Annotated in this window: 17 protein-coding genes and 1 pseudogene; 4 read left to right on the top strand and 14 right to left on the bottom strand. The window is 45.8% G+C overall.

Translation table 11 applies throughout. The annotated features are described in order from the left end of the window. A pseudogene (locus H6G17_RS17720) lies at positions 1 to 264 on the top strand (IS701 family transposase); the annotation flags it as partial. A gap of 6 nt (positions 265 to 270) precedes the next feature. Here H6G17_RS17720 and H6G17_RS17725 read toward each other — a convergent pair. Next, positions 271 to 507, bottom strand: coding sequence for a hypothetical protein (locus tag H6G17_RS17725; RefSeq protein ID WP_192159354.1), 237 nt, complete (start codon positions 505 to 507; stop codon positions 271 to 273). Positions 508 to 1,124: 617 nt separating this feature from the next. Here H6G17_RS17725 and H6G17_RS17730 point away from each other — a divergent pair. Beyond that, complete coding sequence (locus H6G17_RS17730; RefSeq protein ID WP_192159356.1) at positions 1,125 to 1,904, top strand: photosystem II S4 domain protein; 780 nt, start codon at positions 1,125 to 1,127, stop codon at positions 1,902 to 1,904. A 5-nt stretch (positions 1,905 to 1,909) separates the two neighbouring features. Here H6G17_RS17730 and H6G17_RS17735 read toward each other — a convergent pair whose 3' ends face one another. Beyond that, positions 1,910 to 2,689, bottom strand: a complete 780-nt coding sequence (locus H6G17_RS17735; RefSeq protein WP_192159358.1) for an SDR family oxidoreductase — start codon at positions 2,687 to 2,689, stop codon at positions 1,910 to 1,912. A 337-nt stretch (positions 2,690 to 3,026) separates the two neighbouring features. On the opposite strand from H6G17_RS17735, the gene H6G17_RS17740 reads away from it, so the two are divergent. Beyond that, positions 3,027 to 4,541, top strand: coding sequence for an alanine/glycine:cation symporter family protein (locus H6G17_RS17740; RefSeq protein ID WP_192159360.1), 1,515 nt, complete (start codon positions 3,027 to 3,029; stop codon positions 4,539 to 4,541). 86 nt (positions 4,542 to 4,627) lie between these two features. Further along, the gene (locus H6G17_RS17745) at positions 4,628 to 5,059 is read left to right on the top strand and encodes a universal stress protein (protein WP_192159362.1); all 432 of its coding nucleotides are present in this window, start codon (positions 4,628 to 4,630) and stop codon (positions 5,057 to 5,059) included. Between the two features lie 164 nt (positions 5,060 to 5,223). Here H6G17_RS17745 and H6G17_RS17750 read toward each other — a convergent pair whose 3' ends face one another. The 12 genes from H6G17_RS17750 to H6G17_RS17800 form a co-directional block, all read right to left on the bottom strand. Continuing rightward, the gene (locus H6G17_RS17750) at positions 5,224 to 6,726 is read right to left on the bottom strand and encodes a GMC family oxidoreductase (RefSeq protein WP_192159364.1); all 1,503 of its coding nucleotides are present in this window, start codon (positions 6,724 to 6,726) and stop codon (positions 5,224 to 5,226) included. Between the two features lie 9 nt (positions 6,727 to 6,735). Beyond that, entirely contained in the window at positions 6,736 to 7,344 is a 609-nt protein-coding gene (locus H6G17_RS17755; protein ID WP_192159366.1) for a heme-copper oxidase subunit III, read from the bottom strand. Then, complete coding sequence (gene ctaD, locus H6G17_RS17760; protein WP_192159368.1) at positions 7,341 to 9,050, bottom strand: cytochrome c oxidase subunit I; 1,710 nt, start codon at positions 9,048 to 9,050, stop codon at positions 7,341 to 7,343. Before ctaD ends, H6G17_RS17755 begins: the two co-directional genes overlap by 4 nt. A gap of 91 nt (positions 9,051 to 9,141) precedes the next feature. Then, entirely contained in the window at positions 9,142 to 10,128 is a 987-nt protein-coding gene (locus H6G17_RS17765) for a cytochrome c oxidase subunit II (RefSeq protein ID WP_192159370.1), read from the bottom strand. A 41-nt stretch (positions 10,129 to 10,169) separates the two neighbouring features. Beyond that, the gene (locus tag H6G17_RS17770) at positions 10,170 to 10,766 is read right to left on the bottom strand and encodes a DUF2231 domain-containing protein (protein ID WP_192159372.1); all 597 of its coding nucleotides are present in this window, start codon (positions 10,764 to 10,766) and stop codon (positions 10,170 to 10,172) included. Further along, the gene (locus H6G17_RS17775; protein WP_192159374.1) at positions 10,763 to 11,260 is read right to left on the bottom strand and encodes a DUF2231 domain-containing protein; all 498 of its coding nucleotides are present in this window, start codon (positions 11,258 to 11,260) and stop codon (positions 10,763 to 10,765) included. The genes H6G17_RS17770 and H6G17_RS17775 overlap by 4 nt, the downstream gene beginning before the upstream one ends. A 743-nt stretch (positions 11,261 to 12,003) precedes the next feature. Further along, positions 12,004 to 12,972, bottom strand: a complete 969-nt coding sequence (locus H6G17_RS17780) for a hypothetical protein (protein WP_192159376.1) — start codon at positions 12,970 to 12,972, stop codon at positions 12,004 to 12,006. A gap of 366 nt (positions 12,973 to 13,338) precedes the next feature. Further along, the gene (locus tag H6G17_RS17785) at positions 13,339 to 13,767 is read right to left on the bottom strand and encodes a hypothetical protein (protein ID WP_242038463.1); all 429 of its coding nucleotides are present in this window, start codon (positions 13,765 to 13,767) and stop codon (positions 13,339 to 13,341) included. A gap of 2 nt (positions 13,768 to 13,769) precedes the next feature. Beyond that, positions 13,770 to 14,009, bottom strand: a complete 240-nt coding sequence (locus tag H6G17_RS32720) for an ATP-binding protein (protein WP_199316817.1) — start codon at positions 14,007 to 14,009, stop codon at positions 13,770 to 13,772. Next, on the bottom strand, positions 14,006 to 15,055 hold the full coding sequence (locus H6G17_RS17790) for a hybrid sensor histidine kinase/response regulator (protein WP_199316818.1): 1,050 nt from the start codon (positions 15,053 to 15,055) through the stop codon (positions 14,006 to 14,008). Before H6G17_RS17790 ends, H6G17_RS32720 begins: the two co-directional genes overlap by 4 nt. Before the next feature lie 155 nt (positions 15,056 to 15,210). Then, the gene (locus H6G17_RS17795; RefSeq protein ID WP_192159378.1) at positions 15,211 to 16,272 is read right to left on the bottom strand and encodes a response regulator; all 1,062 of its coding nucleotides are present in this window, start codon (positions 16,270 to 16,272) and stop codon (positions 15,211 to 15,213) included. 635 nt (positions 16,273 to 16,907) lie between these two features. Next, positions 16,908 to 18,239, bottom strand: a complete 1,332-nt coding sequence (locus tag H6G17_RS17800) for a class I SAM-dependent methyltransferase (protein WP_192159380.1) — start codon at positions 18,237 to 18,239, stop codon at positions 16,908 to 16,910. Positions 18,240 to 18,291 lie beyond the last annotated feature (52 nt).

Consider the following 18,291-nt stretch of genomic DNA (forward strand, 5'->3'; position numbering starts at 1 on the left):
CTGGGTTTGAGTGAGTATCAGGTCCGAGACGCAATCAGCATGAAGCGGCACTGGATTTTGGTCTTTACCGCCTACACCTTTATCCTTTGGCATCAGTTAACTGGCGGGTTTCGCAGGCGTTGGGCTACCAAACCTTTGCAAACGTTCACAGAAGCTTTGACGGCATTCCGCACCGCAGTAGAGTTTCGTCTGGTGCGATGGCTGATGACTCATTTCGATGTATTTGCCGCTCATAGAGCTAAATCTGGCTTCATTTGGGCATAGAAAACTTTAAAGTCCCACTAAGTTTCTAAATCTTGCTGCTTTGAACTCCATTGGATAAAGTTCGAGGTGCTTAAATTCTCGCACTAGTAAAGTTAAGCGATCGTAAAGTCTTTGATTTTCTTGATAAAACATAAATCCAACCTTGAGGTTGGTATTTTCTAGTAAGTATTTAACTGCATCTATAGCAGAAATACTATGACCGCCAAAGCCGGAGCCATCATCGTAAAATAGTATTCTTTTCATCTTTTTGATTCAGTAGAATTGTCAGAAAATCAAGACAAACTCAACTCACTTCTGAGTGCTAGCACTCAGAAGATCGATAATCAGTCCATGTCAAATGATGCTCGCCGCTTCAAGGTCTGCATCTTTGGACGCGATGAGCTGCACCCAGATGGCGATCGCTGGAGAACACCAACGCCATAATTACTTAATCTTAGAAAGACTTGAGAAATATTTTATACTGCAAACAGTCCAATTATCATATTCTTTATCTTGGGATAAAAGTATTTCTAGATACAGAATAGAATTGAGTTTTTTGCTGTTGACATCTATTTTTTACGGAAGAAATATTTGTGTAAAATATAACATAGAACTGTCTGGGCGAAAAGAGTGGATCTGTGCTGTTCGCGAAGGTAAGGAGCAAATGCAATGTTGGTAACAGATGACTAGTGCTAGGATATCTGCATAGGAAAACGGGCTGGAGATCGAAACACGATCGGGTTTGAGCCTCTCGCAACGTCTATGCTGCTAACACATGCACCAAAAATACAAGAAATGACAGCAGTTGGATTTTATGCGGATAACAATAAGTGTCAAACAATATAGAACATATATAGCCAACTAAAAGTTAGAAAATTAAGATGTTGCCGAGAGAAGACTTATTAAAAGGTGTAGAAAATCGAGAAACTATCGTTCGTGTTATCGATCTAGCAGAGCAAGCAATCAAAACTTGGGAAGTAGTACTCACTGATTTTTTATCGCCCCCAGAGTTAGCTGAGAGTCAGCAAATTTTTAGTCGTTTGACTGACGTACAATTAGTAGCTTGGGGCGGTTATCCTCAAGCAGAACGGCAACGATTAGCGATCGCTCGTGTGGAAGTCCCTCTCGATTCATCCCAAGTGACAGTAGCAGCAATAGATATTGCCGGGAACTTTCTATTTGACACTGCTACCCATCGCGACTTTTTAGGAGCGATGCTAGGTACGGGGATTGTGCGGGACAAAACTGGCGATATTATTGTGTTAGGAGAACGGGGAGCGCAAGCAATTGTTGTACCAGAATTAGTAGAGTTCTTAGCAATACATTTAAAGCAAGTGCGTTCCGTTCCCGTCAAAATTCAGCAGATCGAGCTGAGCGAATTAAGAATTAAAGAACCGAAAAAAAAGGAATTAACAACAGTAGAAGCCTCTTTACGATTAGATGCGATCGCCTCTGCTGGGTTTGGGATGTCCCGCAGCAAAATGGTAGATTTGATCGAAGGTGGAGACGTGCGCGTTAACTGGAAAGAAATTAGCCAATCCAGCACTCAAGTCAAAACTGGAGATTTAATCGCTATTCGCGGCAAAGGACGCTTGGAAGTAGGAGAAGTTGCTGTCACAAAAAAAGAAAGATATCGCGTCCAATTAACGCGATATATGTAAGAAAATTATCCTTGTTTAAATACTTTCCCAATCAAACTAACTAAAACTTGGCGCGGCAAAAATCGATAAGCGTTAGCACTGACTTTATTTGTCAGCCCCGGAACGATCGAAGAACGGTTTTTTTTCAAAGCTTGAAGTGATTCTTTGACAACTTGCTGAGGAGATGTATAGTTGTTCGATACTGTCTCAGCAAAAGTGGAGGGAAAATCAGCCTCTTGGAAAAATTTCGTTTCAGTGGGACCAGGACAAACAGCTAAAATTCGTACCCCATACTTGCGATTTTCTGCCCACAATGCCTCGCTAAAATTGAGTACAAAAGCTTTACTGGCTGCGTAAACAGAAAAGTAGGGAATCGGTTGGAATGCAGCAGTAGAAGCAAGATTGATAATGCCTCCAGAGCGACGCTGGCGCATTCCTGGTAAAAATTTGTGAGTTAAGTCTACCAACGCTAAAACATTCAACTGTACCATTCTGACTTGGCGATCGCCATCTCGTTCGGCAAAATCGCCATAATCTCCAAAGCCAGCGTTATTGATTAATAGATCGATCTCTAATCCCTTTTCCGTTACCGTATTGTAGATAGCTGTAGCTGCTTCTGGTACAGTTAGGTCGTGGACGAGGACGTAGACTTGAATTTGATTTTGTGCTTGTAACTGAGCTGCCAGCTGTTGCAATTTGTCAGCAGAACGAGCTACTAAAACTAAATCCATTTGTCGAGAAGCTAACTCATGGGCAAAAGTAGCACCAATTCCCGCAGAAGCACCAGTAATCAAAGCTGTTGGCATATTAAAAGTGAGTCGTGAGTTGTAGGGGCGGGTTTAATGTTGAGAATACCGAGTCTAGGACTGGAAATTCTGCGGTGAAACCCGCCCGTACGAGTGAATTGTGAGAGCGATCTATCAGTCAAGTTCTTAAGTAATTCTAACGCTTGACTATCAGTTACCAACTACCAGTGACTAATTCCCAAACATCGCAATATATCTATCTTTGGAAGTATATACTACAGCTTATTTTTGATAAATGCTAAAAAATTGTGTCTTAGGAACAGTTTAATTGCGACCTAAAGTTATATTTTCTTAAAATTAAGGATTTTTTGCTAACACTCACAATTAAGAAACGCTGATGAATCACCATAAGCTTTTAAATTGGCTGAGAAAATATCCTTGGCTTTGTTTAGCGTTACTAGCCATACCTAGCACGGCTTACGCTGCTGACGGTAAGCCGACAGGAATCTTAGGGGCAATTGATGCTATCTTTTCCTATCTAGTAGCAGCGCTGTCTCAAATTCTGTTCTTTAGCATTGGCGGAATGCCGTTTATCGTCCTGTGGTTGATTATTGGTGCGGTATTTTTTACGATCCGCATGAGTTTCATCAACTTCCGTGCTTTCGGTCACGCGATTTCTGTCGTGCAAGGACATTACGATAATCCAGCAGAAGCAGGAGAAGTCACTCATTTTCAAGCGCTATCAGCGGCACTATCGGCAACAGTGGGCTTAGGAAATATTGCTGGGGTAGCGATCGCCATTCAGTTAGGCGGTCCTGGGGCAATGTTTTGGATGACTGTCGCAGGGTTGTTAGGGATGTCCAGTAAGTTCGTTGAGTGTACTTTGGGACAGAAGTATCGCATTGTCAAGCCGGATGGTAGCATTTCCGGCGGGGCGATGTACTACCTATCGCGTGGCTTGGGCGAACTGGGGCTGCGTCCTTTGGGTAAAGTGCTAGCACCACTATTTGCAGTATTTTGCATTGGTGGGTCTTTCGGTGGTGGCAATATGTTCCAGGCAAACCAGTCCTTTGCTGCGGTATCGGGAGTCATACCCTTGTTGCAGGGGCGAAACTGGCTCTACGGTTTAGTCATGGCTGTATTAGTTGCTTTAGTGATTATTGGTGGCATCAAGCGGATTGGTTCGGTGGCGGAGAAACTGGTTCCAGCAATGTGCTTGATCTACATCCTCGCCTCTTTATTCATTATTTTGACGAACATACCTCAGATTCCCAGTGCAGTTGGCACAATTCTCCGAGAAGCCTTTTTCCCACAAGCGCTCGCCGGAGGATTTATTGGGGTATTAGTGCAAGGATTTCGCCGTGCCTCTTTCTCGAATGAAGCAGGAGTCGGTTCGGCAGCGATCGCCCATTCCGCCGCCCGTACCGAAGAACCGATTCGCGAGGGGATTGTGGCATTACTCGAACCTTTCATCGATACTGTCGTGATTTGTAACATGACAGCCCTGGTAGTGGTGATTACAGGTGTTTACACCGACACAAAGGCAGACGGGGCGCAACTCACAAATGCTGCGTTTGCTTCCGCGATTAGCTGGTTTCCAATCGTACTAGCGCTGGCAGTATTCTTATTTGCTTTCTCCACAATGATTTCTTGGAGTTACTACGGCGAACGCAGTTGGGAATACTTGTTTGGCGATCGCACCACTTTAGTTTACAAGGCACTGTTTGTTTTTTTCGTGTTTGTCGGCGCTGTCGTCAACCTCGGTGCAGTCTTAGAATTCAGCGATATGATGATTTTGTCAATGGCTTTCCCTAACATCTTAGGCTGCTTCCTATTGTCAAACAAAGTCGCCGCCGATTTACAAGATTACATGCAGCGCCTCCAAACTGGAAAGATGCCCGTGTTTAAGTGAGCAGTTACTAGGGAGCAGGGAGCGCTTCGGTGCAGGGAGCAGGGAGCAACTACCAATTACCAATTACCAATTACCAATTTAAAATCATGAGTTGGTTACAGAAAGACCGAGTTTTAGTGCCGATCGATTTTTCAGAAGAGTCTTTTGCGGCACTATCTCCAGCGCGAGAATTTGTGAAGGATGCAAGTCATTTGTATGTTCTGCACGTTCTATCTCACCCGCATCCAGCTGAACCTGGAGCGATGTGGAATACTTTAGACGATCGCTCGCGCCAGCAGCACGTAAAAGAGACTTTGAACAAACGATTTCAAGCTTCGGAGTTTGAAGGAGTTCATATTGGCGTTGCTGTTGGCGACCCCAGTTCGGAGATTCTCGACTATGCTAAGGAGATTAATGCCGATTTAATTATGATTCCATCGCATGGCAAAACTGGCTTGAGTCGATTTTTTCTCGGTTCGGTAGCAGAACGAGTGATTCGCTATGCTCATTGTCCTGTGGTGGTGTTGAAAAAAAATTAGGTCAATCAATTGAGGCTAATACTTTGCTAAGAGATTAGCCTCAACTGCTTTATAGCAATTCTCGTTATGATGCGATACATTCGTAGGGGCGCACAGCTGTGCGCCCCTACAGATCTTGTATTTCATCGAATTGAAAAAGGCTATATTTTTCATGCAGCAACGCCTTACTGCAACTGCTCGATTAAGCGATCGCCCACCCGCAAAGCATTGGCAATGACAGTCAAGCCAGGACTAACGCTGGCGTGAGAAGGGAAAAAACTGCTGTCTACGACATAGAGATTTTGCACATCGTGGGTACGACAATTCAGATCCAACACCGATGTTGCCGGATCTTCTCCAAACCGACAAGTGCCGCACTGATGAGCTACAACTTGTACGGGCATATCGCTGCGCGGATGGGTTGTGCGGTTAAATATATTGGGCTGAGACTGCTCGACGCTTTTTAACACATCAACCCAACGATATACCAGGCGATCGTGCGCTTCTACATTATTCGCCGTGTAATCAATTCGCAGTTTGTCTCCCACATAGCGGACGCGATTGTTGGAATCGGGTAAGTCTTCCGTTTTCAGCCACCAACCGATTGAATGGGTTGCCAACTGCCGCAAGCCAAAATTTGGCATCAGCCTAGACAATGCCGATAAAATTGGTGGTGCTTCGGCAAAAATGACATCTTGAAAAATACCACCAGAGTTTTGTACGTGACCCATCGGATACGGAAAATCCTTATCTCCCCAATAAAAATCATTTAGCCCTAACGTGCGGGAAAATGACCCAGAATTAGCGGTAGAGGTTAACTGCACCACAACCGACAGCAGTTGTTTCATCAAATTTCGCCCTACCAGACCAGAGCCATTCGCAATCCCGTTAGGGTGTTTTTCGTTGGCAGACCGCAGTAGCAATGCTGCTGAGTTCACAGCACCACACGCAAGCACTACAATATTGCCTAAAAATAAATAAGACTGTTCCCCAATTTTTGCTTGAACTGCTTTGATCTGAGATCCTGAGGGGTTGGTATGCAGACAAACAACCTGAGCAGAGGTTTTAAGCGTCACGTTTTCGCTGTTGAGGATGGGACTAATTCCGGTGTCTTCAGCATCGGTTCTACCGCGATTGCCCAACCCTAGCGGCAAATGAACGGGATGCAACCCCTGCTGAGCAAGAGTGTCACCAATATGTTGCACCATCGGCTCATGAGCAACTTCCCCAAAAGGATAGGCTGCGCTATGGGGCGGCTCGGTAGGGTCATCTGCGACTTTACCGTGTACTTGATACAACTTCTCGGCTTCGGTGTAGTAAGGCTCAAAGTCCTGATATTTCAGCGTCCATGCCGGAGAAACCCCACCCTGATGCTGCACTTGCTCAAAGTCACGTTCGCGCATTCGCTGCAAAACGCCACTCCAGATTTTTGTATTGCCACCAACGGCGTAATATGTTTGCGGATAAAACGGCTCTCCTGTATTGTCGTACCAGGGTTCAGGCGCGTGAAATTGCTCTTTCTTAAAAACTTCTGTATCGACCAACTCGGAACTTTCACGATGGATCAGTTCTCCGCGATCGAGCAGCAAGATCTTTTTACCAGTTGATGCCAGCTTTCGCGCCAGCGTTCCGCCGCCTGCACCCGTACCAACAATAATTACGTCATAGTATTGGTCGTCAATTATCATAGGACTCTCCTACTGCCAAACATAAATGAGCGTGTACAACACGATCCAAATGACATCGACAAAGTGCCAGAATAAGGACGTTGCTTCCACACCAAAATAACCGTTGTCGTAGTTACCAGGGATAAACGATCGCCCCAACATTAATGTTTGCAGCAGAATTCCGGTGAGAACGTGCAAGCCATGAAATCCAGTTAATAAAAAGAACGTACCACCGAACAAACCCGACTGGTAGCTAAATGGTAAACTGCGCCATTCCACAGCTTGCCCAAAGAGGAAATAACTGCCCATCGCCATAGTAATTAATAGAAATAGGCGAAAGCCCCACAGTTTTTTATCGTGTAAATAACGCTCGGCTACGTAGATGACAAAACTGCTGGATACCAGCACGAGCGTATTAATGAATGGCTCTCTGGTTTCCAAGCCAGTCACACCTGGTGGATACCAGTCTAGGGTAGTGGTTTTGTAGACAATGTAACCCGTAAAGAAGCTCAGGAAAATGACACTTTCCGACAGCAGAAACACGATAAAGCCAAACTTACTATTGCCTGCTGCGTCATGCTCCTGGTGCTGTCGAACGTTAGCTTCAGTATCTTGTGCGATCGCTCTTTCTGCTGTCATGATGTTTGCTGCTGCGTCAGAGATTCAGGAAATTGAGTCAAGCCTGGATTGGGAATGTTCCCTACCAAGGGTTGGTTCCTACCGTAGCCGTAGGGACCCGAAACCACAAGCGGTGTTTCTTCAAAGTTTTCCACGGTTGGTGGTGAAGAGGTAAGCCACTCTAAACCGTATGCCCGCCAGGGATTGTTGCCTACTTTCTCGCCCCGAATCCAAGAACTCACCATGTTGAGAATAAATGGTAGCGTAGACAGCCCCAATAGAAAACCGCCAATACTTGCTATGACATTCCAGTAGGCAAATTCCAGGTCGTAGGATGCAACACGGCGGGGCATTCCCATCAATCCAAGGGGGTGCATCGGTAGGAAGGTTAACGCCGTTCCCAGGTAGGTCAAGGCAAAGTGCAGTTTACCCAGCCCTTCATAATACATGCGTCCGGTCATTTTAGGAAACCAGTGATAGATTCCGGCATAAATGCCCATGACGATCGCGCCATACAGCACGTAATGGAAATGTCCGACCACAAAATAAGTGTTGTTGACGTGAATATCGATTGGCACAGAAGCCAGAAAAATTCCGGTAATTCCCGCAAACAACCAATTACTAATGCCACCGAGCGCAAATAGCATCGGCGTGGTGAAGCGGATCTTGCCACCCCAAATCGTTGCCACCCAGCCAAAGACTTTAATGCCAGAAGGAATGGCAACCAGCATCGATGTCACCATGAAAAGTATCCGCATCCAACTGGGGGTGGCACTGGCAAACATGTGATGCACCCACACCAAACCGCTGACAACCGTAATTAAAATCGATGATGCCGCAATCACCCGATAGCCAAATAGGGGTTTGCGGGCATGAACGGGCAGAATTTCGGAAAACATCCCAAATGCTGGCAGAATCATCACATAGACTGCCGGATGGGAGTAAAACCAGAAAAAGTGTTGATATAGGATCGGATTACCGCCCCGTTCTGGAGCAAAAAAACTAGTGCCGATCGTGAGATCGAGTAACAACATGATTGCCCCTCCAGTCAGGGCGGGCAGTCCATACAGTTGAATTAACTGTGCTGCCAGCACCGACCAGACAAAGGCAGGGGTTCTAAACCAGGTCATTCCTGGCGCACGCATTTTGAAGATGGTAGTGACGAAATTCACCCCACCCATGATGGAAGATACCCCCGAAATTGCTACTGCCAAAATCCATAACACCTGTCCGTTTAGCAGATTGCCAGTCGGGTTTTGCAAACTTACGGGCGGATATGCCCACCATCCCGACTGCGATGGACCTCCTGGTACTAGAAAACTGGCTAGCATCAGAATGCCTACTACAGGAACCATCCAAAACGAAACCGCATTAAGCCGAGGAAATGCCATATCTCGCGCTCCAATCATCAGCGGCACAAGATAATTTCCCAATCCCACTAAAACGGGGAATGTCCACATAAACAGCATGATCGAGCCATGCATTGTGAACAGCGCGTTATAAACAGTGCGATCGACCAGATCGGCATCGGGGGTAATCAGTTCGCCCCGCATAATCATCGACAACGTGCCACCGACCAGGAAAAAGAAGAACGACGTGACGATGTATTGAATGCCGATGACTTTGTGATCGGTGCTGAAGGTGAAGAATCGCTTCCAGTTATCGGGCGCACCTGGGTATGGCTGTCCGCGAACGACTTCTGGAGCCTCGATCGAGATGTTTGTCATAAGTTCCCAAGCAAGTTAAAAGTCAAAAGTTAAAATTGCAAAACTCACGATCGCGAATTATGAATTACAAATTACGAATTATTTGGTCACATCAGGCAGGCGGACTATTAGGTTCGTGCTTAGGGGCATAATTCACCACAGGTGGCGATGCAGGTGGGATAGTGTCCCAACCGCGAACGGCTACCTTGTCTTTCGTTGTCCCAGAGCGATCGTTTGCTTGGCTGTACTCGAAAGCAGCCCGATTAAAAGCAGGAGTGGGCGACCCAGCAGCAGCATCGGCGAGCCATTGTTGATATTCGTTGAATGGCTGAACGACGACATCTGCTTGATTTGCGGCAAAGTAAGTCCCGCTAAACATCGAATCGCGCAGGCGATAGGTTCCAGTTTTCACAGGAGTCAGTTCAAAATCGATTTCGTGGTTAGGAACGACATCTTGCTTCAGGCGAAATGCTGGAATATAAAAGCCATGTAACACATCCTGCGATCGCAAGGTAAATCGCACGCGGCGATCGACGGGTAAATGTAACTCAGTGCTGGTGATATCCTGTTTTGGATAATGGAAAATCCATGCCCATTGCTTAGCGGTCACGTTAATCTGCTCGATGGGAGCGGTTTCTACTGCATTCTGAATTTCCTGCTGAGGCTTGCTGTCAAAGGGTTCGGCGTAAGCAGGCTGCATCATCTGAGGCAGATGCAAGTGTACCAGTTCCATCGGACCCCGCACCGCCATTTTTTCGTAAGTCCGATAGCTCACAAAGGAAAGCGTTAACACCAAAACTAATGGTACTGCCGTCCAGACAATTTCCAGCCAGGTATTGCCTTCAATCGGGGGACCATCGCTCATGTCGTACTTACTAGCTCGATGAAAGACCAACGAGTAGAGGAAAGGTCCAATTACACCTAAGTAAATAAATGTGCCTAACCCAGTGAAGAGACTGAATAGATCGTCCAGCAACTTTGCTTCTGCTGCTGCTTCTGGCGGAAACCAAGAATAGGATTGCTTCGCCATCCATAAGCTTGTCATAGCGACCAAGATGGCATAGACCGTCATTATTAGAATTGCACGGAGTTTCATCATGACAGCGATCGCCAAATAAATAAGGAACTAACCGATCCGAACTATAGTTGATTGGGATTTTCGCCTAAGCGCAGCATTTGATCCGCCGTAATGTGAACGCCAAATTCAGCACCCAGATGTGCGCCCAGCGTTCCCTGCACAAACATCAGAGCAAAAACAAATAAACCAGCAGCAAGATAACTCAACTGTACCTGTCTTGCCATGTCTTTGCGCCACTGATAGCGTTGAAAGCCGCGCCAAACGGTCATTCCCACAATTAAGCTCAAAATTATCACCCCCCCTACACCGTGTAGAATCATCGTTTCCAGAGCATGAAGCCCCCAGGCGCTGGTGACATCCGCCAGTGGTACAGCCAAAGCAACTTCAAACACACCAGCCATCACCGTAAAAAAGGTGACGATCGCCGATGCCAACAGGTTATACCAACCGACATCAAACAGCGTCGAGCGGGTAACGGGAATTGCTAGAAACTTAAAAACTGCTTTCTCGACGGGAAACAGCACCCCTACAATGTCAAAGGCGATCGCTACAATAAATAACCCTAGCGTTAGATGCACCAGGTTGGGATGGATGGGAATTGGGTAGGGCAACCCATTTACTCCCAAACTACCCCACTGTTCCAGCAAGTCTGGATTCATAATATACCTCCTCTGATTGCCTCTACGACAGGAATCGTATGCAAGCCATAGACCCACACGAGTAAGCTGCCCAGGTATGTCTGAAGACAAACTAGCCCAACTAGCAGCACGCTCGCTGCGAGATAAGGAAGGGGTAGCTGTGGTCTTTCCTGCAACCGGATCACGTAGCGCCATGCGGTGACGACTGCTAGAATTCCTGAGAGCGACCAGCCCAAAATTGTATGAGCATTCAGCGTTGAAACAGATGCAGCGTAAGGTTCTGCCAGACCTGCCTCAATCTGTCCAAAAATAATTGCAATGAAGATCGAAACTGTTGCGAAGGTCAGATTCCACCAACTGACTTCATACAATTTGGAATTTTTGGTAAAGTACCCCAGGAGATCGCAAAATACTGCAAACAGCACCATAGCGATCGCGAAATGCACCACGATTGGGTGAATGGTATCGGGATAAGGAAGGTTATGCTCGTTGAGAGGCGGAAGATACTTAAACACAGATTTTCAGAGTAATACAGTGACAGCGAGCAGTTATAGTTAAATGAAAGAATTGTATTGCTAGAAATTATCGAAGGCAGAATAACTACTGGTGTAGAAGCAGAGTAGGCAGTAACGCCAAAAATTTGAGCAATAATTTTGACTTACTTCTAAAGTATCCCCTTTTGCAACTCCAGACACTTATCCCTTTCTAATTTAATTGTTTAGGTTTCTGTACGACAGTGAATATCTCAAATCCCAACGCCGGCCCAGCAGTATAATTTCGCACTTGAGATTGTTGCCACTTGAACGAGTGAATAGCCTTCCTATCAGAATGCCTCGATTCGTAGTCTCTTGTCTTCACACAAGTGGAATAGCCAATGACAAAACTCATGAGCTTACTGCTTAAGTAAGATTAATTTACTACTATAGGACTCATATTTGATTTTTGAAATCTACGTAGGGTGCGTTAGCATGATGGCGTAACGCACCACTTATTCGTATAGGAGTGCGTTACGCGGTGCGATAACACACCCTACTGTACTTAAATTTTTTCACGAATCAAATAGGACTGCTATATCAACAGGAGAAATTTTAGGATTGTTATTACCTATAGATAGTCGGATAAATAATTGAGCAGCAAGAAAGTTCAAGTTGGAAGAATTGCCAGCAATAGATTCTGTATTCAAATATTCCCGATTTAATGTATCTTTTATATCTTCGTTCTAGACGTGAAGTTAAGTATGGTCGCATCAAAGTAGAGACTATTTTGAAGTCAGCTGGCTAGAGTTCAACAACAAAGAGTCATCCCGATCGCCTAACACCCCGTAGTCGTTAATAGAGAAATGTATCGCTAAAATCAGCCGATCTCCCTTCGTTGGTGGCAATCCTTTGTGAACGCAAAATGGATCTTCCACAAAGCCAAACCCCGCCGAACCACAAATTGTCACAATCCTAGAAGTACCGTAGTAATCAATCACATCTTGCTCGGAACGCAACCGCCATAAGCTGAGAAGATAGGCAAGTTTTTTCTGACGATGACTGCCACGAATACATACATGCGGTCCATTAGCTAAGTTAGTGTCACTTAAGTAGAAGTAAAATCTAAGACAACGGTAATCCTCAAGGTCGTGATGAAAGACTTGCCCAATCGCAGCAGTAGATTCATAAATTGCTGCTGTTGGGGGAAAACTCCACCACAGCCAACTACCAGCATGAACCGATTCTACTTTTAAATATTTCGCAGCAATATTTAATAGCTTTGGGTCGCGAGCCAGTTTCTCAATTGCTGGACATAGCAAGCTGGCATTGTAATATTTCCCTAATCGAAAAGATTGACCGTATGAACTCTGCGCCGCTAGCCTTTCTTGATAAGCAAAACTCAAGCCTAAATTCCCGTCTCCGTAGCAATTATTACGCTCTGCAAACTCACGGATTTCTCTCACCCAACTATCTGGTAGATGAATCCCCAAGTACAATCCATCAGTGATTAAAGATTCAACTACTTCATCAGTATTGAGGTGACTAAACACCGAATCCTTTTCCTCGTAGACTTTAGCGGTTCGTTGGCGCTGATAGTAATTTAGCATCATGATTTGGATCGAGCTAAAGCGACCAAATACATACATAAATAACCATTGAGGAGTTCTAGATAAATATTTTTTGAGTACGCCAATATAGTAGTAGCTACAGCTTTTTAGTCGAGTTATTAGCAGCAGATTTTGCTCGCGCATCAGCATTTTGCTCACACCTAAAATTAGTATTTGGCAGAAAGTCAAAATCAGGCAATCGGACGAAAAATATCACAAGTGTCAGCTAACATTAGTCTCCCCCTTTACAATTCACATATTTAAGTAAGGTATTGACAAACGATGATGATGGAAAAATCTAGTTGAGTATAGCAGCAATTTACTGCTCCGAGGCGGCTAGTCCAGAAAGAACTCAAACCATAATAGCTAAACTTGTACTCCTATCACTACTAATAGAGATATAGGTGAGCGAGTATGACTTCCTACATCTTTACTTTCGGCTTATTCTCGACTCATAATAAAAACTTGTCAATTCAGAAGTAATCTCACGCTTTGTCAATCCCAAAAAGTTCAGGAAAGTGTAGGAGTTAACTGTCGTTCCGATCCCATTTCTTTAAAACTACGCCAGACGCGAATTGATTCATCAGGTTGCTTGCTGGCAAAGATTTTGGGAACGATCTCATGTGCTAAATAGTCCCAAGCGTCGCGATCGCGAAAAAAACCAGTGATGTCGATCGAAACTGGATCTAAAAGCGCCATCCACTCAGAGTCATGGCTTTGCAAATACTTTAAGTAGTCCTGATAGCTACCAATGTTGATGCTCTGCATTCGCACTCGTAATCGCCGCACCAAGCTATAGCGTTTATAGCCAGTCAAGTCACAGCCGCGATTGTGCTTGAGGTAGTCTAATAAGGCTTCAAATTCTGGCTCGGCTGGGAGCAGATTCATCGAATGGTTTGAGGTTTGCCTGCTAACTTCAGCTGATAACGAAAAATTCATAATTATTTAAAAATTGGCAACCCAACGGTAAAGGTTGCGCCTTGCCCAACTCCTAAACTGGCGGCGTGGAGCGTACCATTGTGGAGTTCGACTAGGTGACGGGCGATCGCCAGTCCTAATCCCAATCCTTTAGCTGAATTTTCCCCTTCGGCTTGACGGAAGCGATCGAACACATGGGAAAGAAAATCAGGGCTGATGCCGATACCAGTATCGGTGATGACGATCTGGGCAAGTTGAGTCATCGGTAATTGGTAATTGGTAATTGGTGGTTGATAGTTGGTAGTTGTTCTCCCTTGTCCCCTTTGTCCCCTTGTCCCTCTTCAACTCTTTGAAGCGAAATCTCTACCGTTCCTCCTTGGGGGGTAAATTTAATCGCATTAGTCAAAAGATTGCAAACGACCTGTTGAAGCCTTTCGCGATCGCCCAAAATGTTAATCTCAGAGGCTTCTTGAACCGACGATCGCTTCCATTCCAGGTGAATATCTTTGGCGATCGCCGCAGTCTTGACTGCGGCGATCGCCACTTCTATGACTGATGTTAACTCAACTGGCTCAAGACTCAAGCGCAGTTTACCTGCCTCAATGCGGGAAATATCCAGCAAGTCCTGAATTAGCTTGGCTTGCAGCGTAGCATTACGCTCGATCGTCTCTAGCGACTTCATCAACATCGATTGACTAGGTGGTGAGCTGCGGAGTAACCGCGTCCAACCAAGAATAGCAACCAAGGGTGTATTCAGTTCGTGGGAAACGGTTGACAGCAACTCGTCTTTCCGGCGATCGATCGTTCTTTCCTGACTCAGTGCGACAGAGCGCAGTTGTGCCATCTGGAGATGAGCGTTGACACGAGACACCAGCTCAGCAGCAGAGAAGGGCTTGATCAAGTAGTCATCCGCCCCTGCTTCTAGCCCTGACACTACCGATTCTTCTCCAGCACGGGCAGAAAGCAGGATGATGGGAATCTCTCTAGTTTGTGGGTCGGCACGTAATGCTTGGAGCAACCCAAAGCCGTCTAGGTGGGACATCATCACATTCCAGCGAAAGACTTCTTCCCCACTGGGCAGCACTTCGAGTAAACTAACTCCTACGGTTCCTGCACAGCATAAGTCTAGCGAAATGTCAACTAGATTGTGGAGCATCGCTTCCGGCTGATTCACTAGCTGCCGTACTAATGTATGCAACGCCTGATTTTCTAAGAGCAAGTTTGGGGGACGAGGCGATCGCTGCGATAACTCCTGGGTAATCACAACGTCATCTAGCGTCACTGTCTCCGGTCGTCGAGGTCGCTGCATCGTCCTTACTGCTCTCCCTCTGAGGCATTATCGTTCAATTCGGCAGCAGCTAACGGCAGCAGTATGGTAAAAGTTGCGCTGCACTCTTCTCCATTGCTAGCTAGCTTTAATTGTACAGTAGTGCAATTCGACCAGGTAACGGGAGATCGCGCTGGCTAGGTAGGTGAACGTCTAGACAACTGAGTTACCATTTCAATTATCTGGGTGGGTTGAGCCAATTTGTGCAGATGCGACTCAAATCCGGCTGCTATTGCTTTCTCTCGAGCCTCTGCTAAATAAGCAGTGAGCGCGGCTGCCGGAATATGCCATCCTTGCTGTGCCTCCAATTCTCGCACCTGGCGAATCAAGCTATACCCATCCCGATCCGGCATCCGAATGTCGCAAATCAAAACATCAGGATGGAATCGTTCCAGTGCTTCCAATGCTGCTGCTGCGCTTTCTACTGCCGTCACGCGAATTCCCTGCGACTCCAAAACAGCGGTAATAAATTCGCGGACATCGGCTTCGTCATCCACTACAAGAACCTGTAAGCCATCAAGGGCTTGTGGTAGTGAAGGCATAGGAGTAGTTACTTGGGCTGGCATATCCTCAGAGTTAAGTGCAAAGGCGGGTTGAGTCACAACCTGCTTGTACTCACTAATGTCATGCACGCCGATTCGCAATGCCTCGACGAAACCAGAGTTATCGCGGACAACAGCAACTTTCAACCCAGCCGCAAACGGCTTACCATGTCTTGGACATAAATTCATTTCCCAATTTTGTACGCCACTAACTAAAGGTAGCTGGTTCAGACGAGTGCGAAAGGTTTGACGATCGCTCTGTGTAATATAAATAGCGAGTGGTTTACCAGGTAGGTAGCTTTGTGGAACATTTAGTAGTGTAGCGATCGCCCGATTTGCTTCTAGGATTAATCCATTGGCATCGGTGACTAGGTAAGCGTCTGGAGATGATTGAAACAAATCATAATAATGCTGATGCTCTTGCATCGCTTGTTGATTTTGCCGACACAACTCCTCCTCAACAAGGGCTGATGCTTCCAAACTTGTCTCCATCTCCTCATAGATCAGTTGGAGATTGCCTAGAGCAGCAGTAATCTCCTCGATAACTTGAGCCACCTGTTTTTGTGGCAAAGGAGATAAGTGCGTTATGTAACTATGCAGAACTGCCATCTGCTGATGAATCAGTTGAATATATCCTCTAAAGTTCTCGTCGCTCATGAATTAGATCTTGGCTCCCCCCTGCCTACCTGACTTCCATGCCTCATACAGTTTCCCAAAATTCTTACTCCGATCGTAGCAGTACAAAAGAACTTCAGCAGTTAAAAATTGCGACTTCTAATCTAGGAGTATGTTAAACCCAAGTCGCTCTGGTGGGGGGGCGGCTTAGTTTAACCCTTTCCTCTGCCTTGCTCTCATCTCTTACAATTGTTTCTAAAAAAGGCAGATGATGTCAGGGTCGAATCTTGCATTGTCTAGGAGTCACCCTACAAGGACAGCCACGTCATCCACTCTATGTTATGGGGGATACAATTTTATTACCTTATCAAGGATCGCAGGGAGTCGGGAAGAAGAGAGCGCAAGGTTGCGCAAGGTCGCGCTCGGGAGAAAAATAACTGGTCACTGGTCACTGGTCACTGGTCACTGATTCAGCCTCCAGCAGCAAATGTAACCAGAATTATTACTGAAAGCAAAATCCCAGGAGTCAAAAGCATTACTAGTGTTAATAGATCGTGGGCGTTCATGATTTTGCTGTTTGATAGCCTTACTTTACTACTCTAATCATTGTGGGGGAAAATTGAATTCTCGCCATTGTAAGAGCTATTGATTTAAGATTTCATGTCAGTTGTCACTTACTACCGAATTCCGAATTCTTCTAGTCCCTTTAATGACTGTTGTGCTTCTGCCTCAGTGAGTCCCCGGCTTTGAATCAAAACGCCAAACCCGCCTAAACCCATAGGATCGAGCAGTTGATGTAGGGCATCACGCCGCCATAGGACTTGTTGGAGCGATTGGCTTGTGGCTTGAGATAGTGCCGCAATGCGATCGCCCAATCCTAACGCCATCAAAAATAAGCCTTGTTGGGTGAACCCGACTGTTGGCAATCCGCAGCGATCGCCCCATCGTTGTAGAGCTGTAAAATCAACGTGAGCTGTGATATCTTGTTGTCCGATATTAATATACGGATCGTTGTGGTGATGGTGTTGATAGTAACATTGTAAAGTCCCTTGCGATCGCCCTGGATTGTAGTATCGACTTGCAGGATAACCATAATCAATTGTCAATACATATCCGCGCTGCAACTTCTGAGCTACTGATTCCAACCAGTCTAAAGCAGCCAAATTTACCTCGCTGCGATATCCATCTGGATAATTAGAAGAAGTTATATCGATGCCAACCAAGTCGAAATATTCTTGCAATCTGGGTGTAGAAAGTTTCTCTGTAATTTCTGTAAAAGGAGAGTGGCTAGTGGCTAGTGGCTGGTGGCTGGAATTGCTGCTTCCTTGTCCCCCTTGTCTCCCTTGTCCAACGTACACCTCTTGCAGCACATCTCGTTCGATCGCAATTTGATGTACGGGTAGTGCGTCTATGAGTTCGTTGGAAAAGAAACAGCCAGCGATCGAATTATCTGGGATTTCTTCTAGACTGCACCAGCGGATAGATCCCCCCGCCGACGGCGACCCCCTTAAAAAAGGGGTTGTAGAGAGAACATTGCCCCCCTTGAAAAGGGGGGTTGGGGGGATCGTTTTGCCCTCCTGCTCAAGGAGTATTTTGGAGATCTGCTGCTGCTGAAGTTGCTTCATTGCGGGCGATCGTTCGACAATGATGTAGTCCAGTGCAGCGAAAAACTCTGGATAATTCAGATGGACGTATTGGATCAGATCTAAAGCCAGAAAACCTTGTCCTGCTCCCATTTCTACTAAAGTAAAGGGCTGAGGTTTTCCTAAAATTTCCCACATTTGGACGAACTGCTCTGCGAGCAACTCGCCAAAATCAGCACCCAGATGAGTAGACGTAAAAAAATCACCCTGCTTGCCCATTTGGACGGCTTTAGTCGTGTAATAGCCGCAAGTCGGGTGATATAGCGCTAATTCCATATACTCAGCAAAAGTGATTCGCTGCTGAGAACTTGAGGCGATCGCACGTAAAATCTCCCTAATCAACTCTAAATTCGAGTCATCTGTCATTTGTCATTTGTATTGATTATTTTTGACTGACGACTTTTGTACGGGCGGGTTC

Source organism: Chroococcidiopsis sp. [FACHB-1243] (assembly GCF_014696895.1).
GTDB lineage: Bacteria > Cyanobacteriota > Cyanobacteriia > Cyanobacteriales > Chroococcidiopsidaceae > Chroococcidiopsis.

Excerpts from the sequence above, each read along its gene's own strand:
- H6G17_RS17725 (WP_192159354.1), bottom strand. The coding sequence starts at position 507 with ATGAAAAGAATACTATTTTACGATGATGGCTCCGGCTTTGGCGGTCAT.
- H6G17_RS17740 (WP_192159360.1), top strand. The coding sequence starts at position 3,027 with ATGAATCACCATAAGCTTTTAAATTGGCTGAGAAAATATCCTTGGCTT.
- H6G17_RS17770 (WP_192159372.1), bottom strand. The coding sequence starts at position 10,766 with ATGAATCCAGACTTGCTGGAACAGTGGGGTAGTTTGGGAGTAAATGGG.
- H6G17_RS17730 (WP_192159356.1), top strand. The coding sequence starts at position 1,125 with ATGTTGCCGAGAGAAGACTTATTAAAAGGTGTAGAAAATCGAGAAACT.
- H6G17_RS32720 (WP_199316817.1), bottom strand. The coding sequence starts at position 14,009 with ATGACTCAACTTGCCCAGATCGTCATCACCGATACTGGTATCGGCATC.
- H6G17_RS17735 (WP_192159358.1), bottom strand. The coding sequence starts at position 2,689 with ATGCCAACAGCTTTGATTACTGGTGCTTCTGCGGGAATTGGTGCTACT.
- H6G17_RS17765 (WP_192159370.1), bottom strand. The coding sequence starts at position 10,128 with ATGATGAAACTCCGTGCAATTCTAATAATGACGGTCTATGCCATCTTG.
- H6G17_RS17800 (WP_192159380.1), bottom strand. The coding sequence starts at position 18,239 with ATGACAGATGACTCGAATTTAGAGTTGATTAGGGAGATTTTACGTGCG.
- H6G17_RS17790 (WP_199316818.1), bottom strand. The coding sequence starts at position 15,055 with ATGCAGCGACCTCGACGACCGGAGACAGTGACGCTAGATGACGTTGTG.
- H6G17_RS17785 (WP_242038463.1), bottom strand. The coding sequence starts at position 13,767 with ATGAATTTTTCGTTATCAGCTGAAGTTAGCAGGCAAACCTCAAACCAT.
- H6G17_RS17795 (WP_192159378.1), bottom strand. The coding sequence starts at position 16,272 with ATGAGCGACGAGAACTTTAGAGGATATATTCAACTGATTCATCAGCAG.
- H6G17_RS17755 (WP_192159366.1), bottom strand. The coding sequence starts at position 7,344 with ATGACAGCAGAAAGAGCGATCGCACAAGATACTGAAGCTAACGTTCGA.
- H6G17_RS17745 (WP_192159362.1), top strand. The coding sequence starts at position 4,628 with ATGAGTTGGTTACAGAAAGACCGAGTTTTAGTGCCGATCGATTTTTCA.
- H6G17_RS17750 (WP_192159364.1), bottom strand. The coding sequence starts at position 6,726 with ATGATAATTGACGACCAATACTATGACGTAATTATTGTTGGTACGGGT.
- H6G17_RS17780 (WP_192159376.1), bottom strand. The coding sequence starts at position 12,972 with ATGCGCGAGCAAAATCTGCTGCTAATAACTCGACTAAAAAGCTGTAGC.
- ctaD (WP_192159368.1), bottom strand. The coding sequence starts at position 9,050 with ATGACAAACATCTCGATCGAGGCTCCAGAAGTCGTTCGCGGACAGCCA.